The organism is Mesoplasma melaleucae (genome assembly GCF_002804105.1).
GTDB classification, from domain to species: domain Bacteria; phylum Bacillota_I; class Bacilli_A; order Mycoplasmatales; family Mycoplasmataceae; genus Mesoplasma; species Mesoplasma melaleucae.
Map to the genome: position 1 here is coordinate 380,049 of NZ_CP024964.1, position 12,830 is coordinate 392,878.

The following is a 12,830-nucleotide window of genomic DNA, read 5'->3' on the forward strand; positions in this document are numbered from 1 at the left end:
TGTTAGACAATCAAGTTTTAGAGTTATTTCAAAAATTAGATATTAGTTTAAATGAAGGAGAACTTTCATATTTTGAACATGCAGTTATCGAAAAAACTGCACTAAGTGCCACTAAATCTAAACTTAAATTGTCTTTAAGGATTAAAAACTTCTTACCAGTAAGAGTATTAAATGAAATTCATTCTAAATGTATTAATGCAAGTGGAATTAAAATTAAATTAATCTTAAATGTTCAACAACAAAGAGTAGATAAAGAAATTCTTTGTGAGTACATTGATTTTATTAAAAACAATAAGGCACAAAATAAAACAGTTACTTGAAACTTTATTGATTCAGAAGATTTTGAATTTGATACAGATGAAAATCTGATCAAATTTATTGTTGATTCTAACGAATTAAAAAATCAACTAACATGTGAAATGGATTATTGTTTAGCAAAATTAACACAATTTGGATTTAAAGAACTTAACTATGACATTCAAGTTGATGATAGAACAAAAGAATATGTTAAACAATCTTTAATCATTGAACAACAAACTAAAGAACAATATAAACAATTTGCACCAGAACATACTGATAAATCACAAGGTATCTTTATATCAAAACAAAATTCACAAAAATGAAATCAATCATTAGATAAACCAAGTTATGAATCATTTGAAGATATTGAAGAAGATGCTCAAAACATTGTTTTACATGGAAAAGTTATGAGTATTGAGATTAGAGATTCAAAAGCAACTAATCGTAAAATCTATTCAATTGGTTTAACTGATAACAAATCTTCAATCAAATGTATTTACTTTGGTAAAGAAGATGAAAGAACAATAATGGATCCTTTAACTGAAGAAGAATTAGCTTCAGATCGTTTAGCTGAAATCAAATTAAAAAGAGTTGTTAAAGGTGATTGAATAGCAGTTAAGGGAAAAACATCATATTCACAATTTGATAGAGAACAAAACTTTATTATTGAAAAGATTGCTAAAATTTCACATTCAGAAGCAACGGTTAAAGATGATGCTGAACAAAAACGTGTGGAATTACATGTTCATACTAAAATGAGTGCTATGGATGGAGTTTCTTCAATTGTAGATTACTTACAAATGGTTGATAAATGAAATTGAAAAGCAATTGCTGTAACTGATCATATTAACGTGCAAACTTTTCCTGATGCTTATAATGAACTTAAAAAAATTAATAAAAACAAAGCAGATGATGAAAAACTAAAACTTATATATGGTCTTGAAATGAATATGATTCAAAAAGAAGATCACTGAATTGTTAAAAACCCAAAAGGTCAAAAAATCAGAGAATCAAAAATGGTTGTATTTGATTTAGAAACAACTGGTTTATCACCAGAATACAATGAAATTATTGAATTTGGTGCTGTTGTATTTGATCCAAATACAGATAAAACTACACGCTATGACTTTTTATTTAAATCAAAAACACAATTAAAGCAATTTACGATTGATTTAACTAATATTACAGAAGAAATGCTTGCTGATAAAAAGAATATTGAAGAAGATTTTGACAAAATTTATGAAATCATCAAAGATAGTATTTTAGTTGCTCATAATGCTAATTTCGACTTTAACTTCTTAAATGTTTTAGCAAAAAGATTAGGTTATGGTGAATTAAAAAATACTGTTATTGATACACTCACACTTTCAAGATTAGTTAGACCAGATTTAAAATCACACAGACTTGGTGCTGTATGTAAAAAGCTTGGAATTTTATATGATGAGCATGTTGCTCACCGTGGGGATTATGATGCTGAAGTTTTAAATGACTTATTCTTTAAAATCATTGCTGAATTAAAATTAACAACACCAATTGTTTATGATCATGATTTTATTAATTTAGAACCAGCTGATGATAAAGAAAATACTAACTTATTAAGATCACGTGGATTGCATGTTAATGTTTTAGCTAAAAACCAACAAGGACTGAAAGATCTTTTTAAACTTGTTTCAATTTCACATACTGAAAACTTCTTTAACTCTCCAAAAATATTTAAAGAAAAATTAGCAGAATTTAAAGCAAAAAATAATCTTTTAATTGGAGCAGGTTGTGTTAACTCTGAAGTATTTGAAATTGCTAGAATTGGTACTGATGACAAACTTGAACAAATTATTAAATTCTATGACTATATTGAACTTCAACCTTTAAGTGTTTATAAAAACTTAATCAATAATAATCAATTAGAAGAACATGAGTTAATTCAAGTAATTCATAAAATTATTAATTTAGCCAAAAAATATAACATTATGTTAGTTGCTACAAGTGATGCACACTATACAAGACCAGAATTGAAAAAAATTCGTGATGTTTATATTAATGCAAAAGGACTTGGTGGAAGTCGTCACTCATTATACAGTTTTAGAAATAAAAACAAAGCCGTAGATTATCCTGATCAATTTTTAAGAACTACAACAGAAATGTTAAAAGAGTTTGCTTGATTAAATGATGATCAATTAGTAAAAGAAATGGTTATAACTAACACAAATAAAATAGCTGATATGGTTGATGCTAATATTGTAGTTATTAAAGATGGATTATTTACACCAAAAATTGATAATGTTGATACTTTATTAAAAAACAAATGTTATGAAACAGCTCATGCAATGTATGGGGATGTATTACCTGAAATCGTAGAACAACGTTTAGAAAAAGAATTAACTTCAATTATTAAACACGGTTTTGCTGTTGTTTATTGAATTTCTCATTTATTAGTAGAAAGATCTAATAATGATGGATATCTTGTTGGTTCAAGGGGAAGTGTTGGTTCAAGTTTTGTGGCCACTGCTTCAAAAATTACTGAGGTTAACCCATTAAAAGCACACTATCGTTGTGCTGAATGTAAATATTCAAATTTTGATACACCAATTGATATTAAATGTGGATATGACTTACCTAAACAAAAATGTCCAAACTGTAATGCTACATTAATTGGAGATGGACATGATATTCCATTTGAAACTTTCTTAGGTTTTGATGGAGATAAAGTACCAGATATTGATTTAAACTTCTCTGGTGAATACCAACCAATTGCACATAACTTTACTAAAGAAATGTTTGGTAAAGATAATGTATTTAGAGCGGGAACTATTTCTACAGTTGCTGAAAAAACAGCCTTTGGATATGTAAAAGCATTTTATGAAGAAACAGGGATTACTGAAGAAGAAATGCCAAGAAAAATTGAGATTGAACGTCAAGCTAAATTAGTTGAAGGTGTAAAAAGAACAACAGGTCAACATCCTGGAGGAATTATTATTTTACCAAAAGAGTTTGAAATTGAAGATTTCTCTCCAGTTAACTTCCCAGCTGATGATGCTACTAGTTCATGAAAAACAACACACTTTGATTTCCACTCAATTCATGATAATTTATTAAAAATGGATATTCTAGGACACGTTGATCCAACTGCTTTAAGAATGCTTGGAGATTTAACTGGAGTTAATCCAATTAATATTCCAACTAATGATCCTAAAGTATATTCATTATTTAGTGATTTATCCGCTTTAAACATTAAATCAGAGCAAATTAATGGAGAAACTACAGGAGCAATCGGATTACCTGAGTTTGGAACAGGATTTGTTAGATCAATGTTAAAAGAAACTAAACCAAAAACATTTGCTGACTTAGTACAAATTTCAGGTCTATCACATGGAACTGATGTTTGATTAGGAAATGCTAGAGATTTAATTAAAAATAATACTGCAAACATTTCAACTGTAATTGGTTGTCGTGATGATATTATGGTTTATTTAATGGGTCAAGGAATTGATGATACTACTTCATTTAAAATTATGGAATCTGTACGTAAAGGACAGGGAGTAAGAAAAGAATGAAAAGAAATTATGTTAGCGCATAATGTACCAGAATGATATATTGAATCATGTTTAAAAATTAAATATATGTTTCCTAAAGCTCATGCCACTGCTTATGTGTTAATGGCTTATCGAATTGCATGATACAAAATCTATTACCCTGCAGAATACTATGCAACATTCTTAACTAACCGTGCTGATGCTTTTGATTTAAAAACCTTTTTAGGTGGTTATAAAGGTGTTAAAGAAAAATTAGCAGAATTAGAGACAAGAAGAAATAAAAAAGATAAAATGACTACTAAAGAGTTAGCTTTAATGCCAGTTTTAGAAATTGGATTAGAGATGTTTAGTCGTGGAATTAAAATGGCTAATTTAAACTTTGAAAAATCACAAGCTTTTAAATATATTATTGAAAAAGATGAAACAACAGGGGAAGCCACATTGTATCCTCCATTCTTAGTTATTGATTCACTTGGTGAAGCAGTGGCTGATTCAATTATTAAAGCAAGAAGTGAAAGACCATTAACTAATGTAAAAGATTTAACAAGTAGAACAACAATTACTCAAACACAATTAAAAATCTTTGAAGAATTGAATATTTTAGATACATTAGCTAAAGATGAACAATTAGAATTTGATTTTTTTAATTAAAGAAAGGGAAGTATAAATGAAAAATATAGCTGAATTAATGACAGAAAGAAGAAGTGCACAAGATTTTGATCCGCATTATCAAATTCCTGAAGCAGATTTTAATGCGGTAATTGAAGCAATGAGAATGGCACCATCTTCATATGGTATTTTAGGACAAAGATTATTAATTGTTAATCCAGGACCAATGCGTGAAAAATTAGCACCATGTTTTTATAACCAATTAAACTACCTTAATGCATCAAAATTTGTAATTGTATTAGGAGTTAATCATAAAGGATTAAAAACTGCTGTTACTCATACAATTGATTTAAAATTTCAAAAAGATTCAGAACTTAGAAGTACATATGAGGGGAATATTCATAAAGCTTTATTTAGTGGTTATTTAAATGATCAACAAATGGATAGCTACTCAAGTCAACAAACTTATATTACAACTGGAATTGCTACTGTAGCAGCTGCTAGTTTAAATATTGATACTTGTATGATTGGTGGTTTTAGTTCAAAAGCATTATCAGAAATTTTAATTCAAGAAGGATTAATGCAAGAACATGAAACACCATTTATTACAATGGCCTTTGGTAAAAGCACAAAAGTCAGCGGAGATAAATTAAGAACTGAATTAAAAGAATTTGTGAAAGAATTTTAAAAATCGTAAGATTCTTTTTTTATTTTAAGTAAGGTAAAGACATTTCTAAAGTAACTTAATAAATATAAAATATAAAAAATTTTATTTTTATTATGAAAATATTTACAAAAACCTGTAAATATTATTTTTTTGTGCTATTCAATATATTTATAAGATATTATATGAATAAAAAAGTTTAGATTTGAGAGAAAACGAATTAAAAACTGAGAAAAGTTTAAAAAGTAGTTCTTTTAAAGTTAAAATTCAAAAAATTGGTAGTTTCATGGTGGTATGATTATGCCTTCAATTGGTGTACTGCTTGCATGAGGTTTATGAACAGCAATGTTTTTATACGATTTTGATAATAATGTTAAATTAGGATGATTTGATGTTCCAATGCTAGGAAGACTTATTGAACCAGAAATTAAATGGATATTGCCAATACTAATTGCTTTTAACGGGGGAAGATTAGTATATGGGATTTGTGGTGGAATGTTAGCAACATTTGTTATTTTCGGAATAATTGTTAGAACAGATTGAATTTACGCTAACCACATTCAAATGAGCGATGTATCACATTCTGGCTCACCAAATCAATTTATTGGAGCAATGGTTGTTAGACCATTATCAGGATTGTTCCTAAAAAATTGGAAGATTTATATCTTAAAAGAATAAACAAAAGTTATGAAATATTGGTCAAAAATTTCGGTATTGAAATTTTTGTAATATTTTTAGCACTTAGCACTTGTAACATTCTTTGGATGAGACTGAATCATGTGAGGAATAACATGAACTATGATGCAAGTAATATCTCTATTTGGAGATAATAAATGAATTGCTCCGTTAATGGGTATATTTACTGAACCTGTTAAAGTTAGTTTTTTAAATAATGCATTAAATAATGGTGTCTTAGGCCCAATTGGTTACAATCATATTGATATGCAAACAGCATGGTATTGCTAATCCAAGAAATATTTTCTTCTTATTTGATCAAATCAAAAACCAGGTTTAGGTTTATTATTGGCTTATGTAATTTTTACAAAAGGTAAAGTAGATATAATGCTGCTGGTTCAGCTGTTATACATACAATTGGTGGAATTCATGAAGTTTACTTTGTATTCATTCTATCTAAACCAAAAATGCTTATTGCAACTATATGTGGTGTTGTATCTGCTCAATTTATTACATCATACATGGGCGGTGGAACAATTGCTACACTAAGTCCAGGTTCAATTATTGCATTAATTGCATTATCACCAGGTTTAGATGCAATTTTAATTAATCTTTTAGCATATTTGTTGTTGGAACAGGAGTTTCATTTGGTATTGCGAGTGCATTATTATTAACTAATAAAAAAAGAAATGATGAATTGGGTGAATCAAATTTTCAAATAACTGATGAAGGTATTAAATTTGGAACAAGTTCAAGTAACACAACAAATTCACAAAATGAAAAATCATCTCTTAACTGAGCAAATGTAAAAAGTACTCTAGTTGCTTGTGAAACTGGAATGGGTTAAAGTGCCATGGCATCACTAATAATTGCAAAATGAGTTAAACAAAATAATTTAAAAATTGATGTTACAAATATAACAGTTAAAGATTTAAATGATAACTATGGTGTAGTTATAACAATGACAAATTTTAAAGAATTTGCTCAAAAAAAGCTCCTAATGCATACATTTATTAAATAAAAAGATTTATGGGCCCTGGTGTATATGATGAGCTTTACAAAAATCTTTTATCTGAACAAAATTTAAAATTAGTATATCAATAAAAAAATGAAAAAAATATAGTTATAACTGGCGGTGCTAAAAGTTTAGGAAAATTTTTAGCAATTGAATTTTTAAAAGAAAGCAAGAATGTTATTGTTTTATACAATAATGAGGATGCAATTAAGAAAATGAATACTGAACATCCAGAAATTTGTACAATTTTAACAAATTTAATAAATAAAAAATCTGTAATTGATGCTTTTAATAAAATTGAAAATGATTTTAATAAAGTTGATGTCTTAATTTATAATGCTGGTTATGCAAATTCTAAAAAATAACAGACTTTAAATACGATCAATTTATGAAAACAATAGATATTAATTTAGTAGGATACTTTTTGACTTCAAAAGAATCAGTAAAAAATATGATAAAAAATAATATTCAGGGTTCAATTATACAAATTAATTCTAAATCTGGAAGAGTTGGATCAAAATATAATTCAGATTACTCAGCAACTAAATTTGGTTGTGTAGGCTTAACCCAAAGTATTGCATTAGATTTAGCTGAGCATAACATTAGAGTTAATTCACTAATGTTGGGAAATTTATTAGACTCAGAAATGTTTGAGTCATTAATTCCATCTTATGCTACTAAGTTGAATATAAAAGAGTCTGAAGTGAAACAATATTATATAGATAAAGTTCCATTAAAAAGAGAATGTAGTTTTGTTGATGTTTTTAATATTTTATCTTTTTATATTTCTGAAAAGCATCATATTGTACAAGCCAATCAATAAATATTACTGGCGGGCAAGTAATGTAATGAAAAAAAATTAATAAATTACAAATATAAAAATAAAGCAAAAGCTATTAAAGAACTTACTAAAAGTTTAAGAGAATTCGGAGTTCATGAAAGTTATCTTGAATCAATTTACGAAAGAGAAAAAATGGCTTCATTCAATATTGGTTATTCAATAGCAATTCCTCATGGAACATATGAAGCAATTAAAAAATTAAATAATTTGGTAATTGTAATTCATCACTTAGCAAAACCTATTATGTGAGATTACGATAAAGTTCAAATTTTAATTGGTATAGCAGTTAAAAATGAAAAACAAATGCAATTGCTCCAAAATATAGCTATAAATTCAATAGATAAAGATTTTTATAATGATATTTTGAAAAACCCAACTTTAGAAAAAATTGAAAAATTGACAAAAGAATATAATGAGTAGTAATTTTTATAAAATTAATTATTATAAAATAAGTATATATAAACTTTTTTAAAGATTGGAATAAAATTATGACACATATACTTTTAAAACAAATTGAAGATATATCTAAAGATAAAAATGAAAATAAAGAAAATTCAAGCATCGCTAAATATCTTTTTAAGCATTTTAAAGAAATAGACAAAATATCTATTACAAAAATAGCTAGAGAATGCAAAATAAGTCCTACAAAAGTTACAAGATTTGCAGAAAAATTAGGATAGGACTTAAAGGATTTTCTGAATTAAAACTAAGACTTTCTTATATATCAAAATCAATTATTATTGATGGTAATTTTGTTAATTTGTCAAATAGTTTAGATGAAAATACTGAATTGTTTTTTCAAAAGTATATATCCATTCATAACCAATCATTTCATAATCAATTTAATTATTTAAAAGCAAAAAATATTGACAAATTCATGGAGTAATTTAGTAGCTCCAAAAGAGTATTTTTATTTGCGTTTAATTTATCTTTCAATATATCAAAAAACTTTGTTCAAAGAATGCGTTGACAAAATGTTAATATAATTTCGGAATCTGACATTATATCAATAGAAACATATTTAAGTACAATCACAAAAGATGACACTGTTATTTTGATCACTATTTCAGGTACAAATAAAATTATTCTTGAATTAGCAAATAAACTTAGTGGTGTTACTAAATTATTGGGCATTGGTGATAAAGGGTGTAAGTTTAAAGAAACATTTGATAATTATATTTCAATTACTTTCGAAGAGTCAAATTTGTGAGGTATTAACTCTATTAAGGCTCAACTTACAATGCAATCTTTAGATTATATTTTTGTTAATTGAATAATTTATAAAAATAAGGAAAAAATAATTAAATAAAACATTTTAGTCGAATAACTTTATGAAAAAAACTGTTCACATATAATTACAAAAATAATATTTATTAAATTAAAGCAATTTATAAAAACATAGAAAGATAAATATAATATTAATATAATGCTTTTTATAAAAAAGGTAGTAACAAAAAATTATCAAAAAGCAAAATAATTAATAATATATGAGGTTTTTGCATATGAGTAATGTTATTCACTTTGGTGCAGGTAATATTGGAAGATGATTTATAGCTCCTATATTGCTAAAAAATAAACAAATAAAAGAAGTTAAATTTTTAGATGTTAATAAAAAAAGTTGATTAAAAAAAAGTTGATTAAAAAGTTGATTCTTTAAATAAAGAAAAAAAATATGTTCTTTCTGAAATGAGAAATGAATTGGTAAAATTGAATGTAACTAATATAAGTGCTTTAACATTAAAAGAAATAAAAACTGATGTGTCTTTTAAAAAGTTTTTAAAAGACACATTTTTAATTACCACATCAATAGGTAAAAATAATTTAAAATTTATTATTGATGATTTAAAGTTTATTATTGATCAAATAGGTGAAAAACAAAAAATTATTATTTTATGTTGTTAAAATGGTAATAGGATATCAAGATTTTTTAAAAATTAATTTTTAAAAAAAATATAATATACTTTTGAATATTACATTCGTTGACTGTATAGTTGATAGAATTGTTCCTATTCAATTTAATGATAGTTTAGATATAATGGTTAAAAGTTATTAATCATGAATAATTGATCAGATACAATGACCTTCTGAAATTCAAAAAATTTAAAATATTGCTTATTCAGATAATATAGATTTTGAAATTTATAAAAAAAATGCCTATGCTTTATGGTGTTCATACTTACTTAGGTGATTTAGATATAAAATAGATAAGTTTTTAATACCTACTTTGCAAGAAGCTTTGAAGGATGAACAAACTAAAAAATATTTAGCAGATTTAATGAGTAATTAGATTGAAATTATTTCAGTTAAATTTAATTATGATAAAACAAAATTAATGGAATATGGGCAAAGCATTATTAGTCGATTTAATAATGAAAATATTTGTGATGAGTTATATAGAATCACAAGAAATCCTATTACAAAATTGCAAAAAAATGAAAGAATATTGGATCCATTATTATATTCATTTGATAATAATATTGAAGCTAATGCGTTGGTGGTAGCCTTAAACGGTCTAAACTACTTTTATTAAAGTGATAATGAAGCTTTAGAGTTGAAGAAAATGCTCAAAACTTTAATGGTATTGCAAAAAATAATAACGTTGTAAAAAACTTATCAGAAAATGAAAAAAAGTTTTAGAAAATATTTTTTAAATTATTTGCTATAATATTAATAACAATAGGTTAACAGCAAGACTTACGGGTCTTGTTTTCTTATTGATTTGAAAGGAGATTTTAAGTGAAAAATTTTGCATCTATTAAAGATGAAATCCAAAAAATAGCTAAATCAATATTAAAGGAATACAACTTACAAATATATGAAATAAATAATTTCTTTGATTTTGAAAGCGATGTTTTGCAAATTTTAGTTGAAGACATAACTGAACCAAATAAAGCATTAGACTTTGATTCAATTATTTCAAGCAATGAAAAACTATCTGATGCTTTAGAAGATTTCCCAGGATTAGGTGAACCTTATATGTTAGAAGTCGCTAGTGCTGGAATTGAAAAACCAATTCGTAGTAAAGATGAATTAATTAAAGCAGTTAATAGTTATATTCATATTGAATTAAATCAAGAAAAAAATCCAAGTAGTGTAATAGAAGGAATTTTATTAGATTTTGATGTAAGCAATGATACATTTAGAATGGCCTACTTTTTAAAAGGTCAAAAGAAAAAAGTTGACTTTAAATATGAACAAGTAAAGTTTGCAAGATATGCAGTTAAATTTTAAGGAGAAAATATGGTAAACGGAGCACAAATATTAGAAGCATTAGCTTCATTAGAAAGTGAAAAAAGCATTAGCAAAGAAATTGCTATTGAAGGAATTAAAGAAGGATTCCAAAAAGCTTATGAAAGATTCTTTGATACAGAAGCTGTAGTTAAAACAGAAATTAATGAACAAACAGGATCAATTAACTTGTTCCAAGAATTAATGGTAGTAGCTACTGATGATGAAATCGAAGATGATTGGTTAGAAATCTCATTAGAAGCAGCTTTAAAAATTAATAAAGAAGCTAAAGTGGGAGATAAAGTATATAAACCAATTCATTTTGATGAAGAATTCTCAAGAGTTGCTGTTGGGCAAGTTAGACAAATATTCCAACAAAAAATTAGAGCAACTGAAAGAGCAATGATTTATGAAAAATTTATTCCATTAGAAGGTGAAATTGTAAAAGGTAAAATCGTTGGAATGAATGATCAAGGAACATCATACATCTTAGAAATTGAAGGAGTACATACTTCTTTATGAAACCAAAAAACAATCAACAGAGAAACATTTGTAGTTAATGAATTAGTTGATGTGTTATTAGAAGAAGTTGCTAGAGAAAATAAATACTCTCAATTAGTAGTTTCAAGAGTAGCACCAAAATTCTTAGCTAAATTAGTTGAAAAAGAAGTAGCTGAAGTTGCTCAAGGATTAGTTGAAGTAATGTCAGTTTCAAGAGAACCAGGTAAACGTGCAAAAATTGCAGTATTATCACATGATATTGATGTAGAACCAATTGGAGCAATCGTTGGGGTTAAAGGATCAAGAATCAATAACATCTCAAACGAATTAAGAGATGAAAAAATAGATGTTGTTAAATGAAGTGATGACATTCATGAATTCATTATCAACGCAATGGCACCTGTTAAAGTTATTTCAGTAAATGAAGTTGAAGGTGAATTTGACATTGTTGTACCTAACCAACAATTATCATTAGCAATTGGTAAAGGCGGAATGGCTGCTAAATTAGTAGCAAATTTATTAAAACGTCGTATTAACATCTATAGTTTAGAAAATGCAATTGCAGATAACATGGATGTATTATGAAATGGAAACATTACAGAAGAAGAAGTTAACAATCCAGACTTTATTAACGAAGTAAATCAACGTAAAATAAAAACTCAAACAGTTAAACCAAACTACAATAATTCATTTAGAAATGCACAAGCAGATAATAAAAAAGAATTAATGAGTTTCCAAGCTGAAGTTGAAGAAGAATACAACCAAGTTGAAGAATTAATCGAAGAAAGAAATGCAGTTGTTGAAGAAGTTAAAGATTTAGAATTAATTCAATCTGAATTAGAATCATTTAATGAAATTCTTGATGAAGAATTTGAAGATGATTATGAAGAAGATGAATACGAAGATTTATATGATCAAGACTAATCTAAGACGAGATGTAGTTAGTAAAGAAATGTTAGATAAATCAGCATTGATTAGAGTTGTTTTGAATAAAAAAAATGAAGTATTTATTGATTTAACTTATCAAGCTGATGGACGTGGAGTTTATATTAAAAAAAATTTAAACTCAATTAAAATTGCAAAACAAAAAAACCTTTTTAGCAGAGGATTAAAAACAAAAGTTGATCCAGTTATTTATGATGAATTAGAAAAGTTATTTAATGAACAAAACTAAATTATTAAATGCAATTGGATTAGCTTATAACTCTGCTAAATTAATAAAAGGTAAAAAATTATTAGAATCAATTAAAAAAAACAAAGTAAAATATGTTATTCTTACAACAAATATGGGTGCAAGTCAAAAAAAGAAATTCAGTGACAAATGTAAATTTTACAACATTGAATTTATTGACGATGTATTAAGTTTTGAAGAACTATCACAAGCATGTGGATCTACCACAATTGTAGCGATTGGTGTTAATGATATTAATATCATTAAATTAATTAAAAACAATTTATAACAGAAAG

Annotated in this window: 17 protein-coding genes and 1 pseudogene; all 18 read left to right on the forward strand. The window is 26.2% G+C overall.

Annotated elements, in window-relative coordinates:
• The first annotated feature begins 2 nt into the window (after positions 1–2).
• Entirely contained in the window at positions 3–4,481 is a 4,479-nt protein-coding gene (locus tag EMELA_RS01970; protein WP_028124209.1) for a PolC-type DNA polymerase III, read from the forward strand.
• Positions 4,482–4,497: 16 nt separating this feature from the next.
• Positions 4,498–5,127, forward strand: coding sequence for an NAD(P)H-dependent oxidoreductase (locus EMELA_RS01975; protein ID WP_028124208.1), 630 nt, complete (start codon positions 4,498–4,500; stop codon positions 5,125–5,127).
• Between the two features lie 276 nt (positions 5,128–5,403).
• Positions 5,404–5,781, forward strand: a complete 378-nt coding sequence (locus tag EMELA_RS04805) for a hypothetical protein (protein WP_028124207.1) — start codon at positions 5,404–5,406, stop codon at positions 5,779–5,781.
• Positions 5,782–5,880: 99 nt separating this feature from the next.
• Positions 5,881–6,069, forward strand: a complete 189-nt coding sequence (locus EMELA_RS04810) for a hypothetical protein (protein WP_028124206.1) — start codon at positions 5,881–5,883, stop codon at positions 6,067–6,069.
• Between the two features lie 176 nt (positions 6,070–6,245).
• On the forward strand, positions 6,246–6,452 hold the full coding sequence (locus EMELA_RS04815; RefSeq protein WP_028124205.1) for a hypothetical protein: 207 nt from the start codon (positions 6,246–6,248) through the stop codon (positions 6,450–6,452).
• 23 nt (positions 6,453–6,475) lie between these two features.
• Positions 6,476–6,625 carry a hypothetical protein gene (locus EMELA_RS04820; RefSeq protein ID WP_198407628.1) on the forward strand — a complete coding sequence of 50 codons (150 nt, stop codon included), beginning with the start codon at positions 6,476–6,478 and terminating at the stop codon, positions 6,623–6,625.
• A 6-nt stretch (positions 6,626–6,631) separates the two neighbouring features.
• Positions 6,632–6,799, forward strand: a complete 168-nt coding sequence (locus tag EMELA_RS04825; protein ID WP_198407627.1) for a PTS sugar transporter subunit IIB — start codon at positions 6,632–6,634, stop codon at positions 6,797–6,799.
• Between the two features lie 98 nt (positions 6,800–6,897).
• Positions 6,898–7,642, forward strand: a pseudogene (srlD, locus tag EMELA_RS05325) (sorbitol-6-phosphate dehydrogenase).
• A 13-nt stretch (positions 7,643–7,655) separates the two neighbouring features.
• Positions 7,656–8,054 carry a PTS sugar transporter subunit IIA gene (locus tag EMELA_RS01990; protein WP_268875458.1) on the forward strand — a complete coding sequence of 133 codons (399 nt, stop codon included), beginning with the start codon at positions 7,656–7,658 and terminating at the stop codon, positions 8,052–8,054.
• 68 nt (positions 8,055–8,122) lie between these two features.
• The gene (locus EMELA_RS01995) at positions 8,123–8,314 is read left to right on the forward strand and encodes a hypothetical protein (protein WP_051584601.1); all 192 of its coding nucleotides are present in this window, start codon (positions 8,123–8,125) and stop codon (positions 8,312–8,314) included.
• 281 nt (positions 8,315–8,595) lie between these two features.
• Positions 8,596–8,943, forward strand: coding sequence for a hypothetical protein (locus EMELA_RS02000; protein WP_051584600.1), 348 nt, complete (start codon positions 8,596–8,598; stop codon positions 8,941–8,943).
• 193 nt (positions 8,944–9,136) lie between these two features.
• Positions 9,137–9,295, forward strand: a complete 159-nt coding sequence (locus EMELA_RS04485) for a hypothetical protein (protein WP_156932110.1) — start codon at positions 9,137–9,139, stop codon at positions 9,293–9,295.
• A gap of 37 nt (positions 9,296–9,332) precedes the next feature.
• Positions 9,333–9,536 (forward strand): hypothetical protein, encoded by a 204-nt coding sequence (locus EMELA_RS02005; RefSeq protein ID WP_157844549.1) that lies wholly within the window; start codon positions 9,333–9,335, stop codon positions 9,534–9,536.
• Positions 9,537–9,930: 394 nt separating this feature from the next.
• Positions 9,931–10,164 (forward strand): mannitol dehydrogenase family protein, encoded by a 234-nt coding sequence (locus tag EMELA_RS02010; RefSeq protein WP_408630942.1) that lies wholly within the window; start codon positions 9,931–9,933, stop codon positions 10,162–10,164.
• Positions 10,165–10,370: 206 nt separating this feature from the next.
• Complete coding sequence (gene rimP, locus EMELA_RS02015; RefSeq protein WP_028124201.1) at positions 10,371–10,865, forward strand: ribosome maturation factor RimP; 495 nt, start codon at positions 10,371–10,373, stop codon at positions 10,863–10,865.
• A gap of 9 nt (positions 10,866–10,874) precedes the next feature.
• On the forward strand, positions 10,875–12,287 hold the full coding sequence (gene nusA, locus EMELA_RS02020; protein ID WP_028124200.1) for a transcription termination factor NusA: 1,413 nt from the start codon (positions 10,875–10,877) through the stop codon (positions 12,285–12,287).
• A complete protein-coding gene (rnpM, locus tag EMELA_RS02025; RefSeq protein WP_028124199.1) occupies positions 12,274–12,537 on the forward strand; it encodes an RNase P modulator RnpM in 264 nt (87 codons plus the stop codon). The genes nusA and rnpM overlap by 14 nt, the downstream gene beginning before the upstream one ends.
• Positions 12,524–12,823, forward strand: a complete 300-nt coding sequence (locus EMELA_RS02030) for a L7Ae/L30e/S12e/Gadd45 family ribosomal protein (RefSeq protein WP_028124198.1) — start codon at positions 12,524–12,526, stop codon at positions 12,821–12,823. Before rnpM ends, EMELA_RS02030 begins: the two co-directional genes overlap by 14 nt.
• Positions 12,824–12,830: the final 7 nt, after the last annotated feature.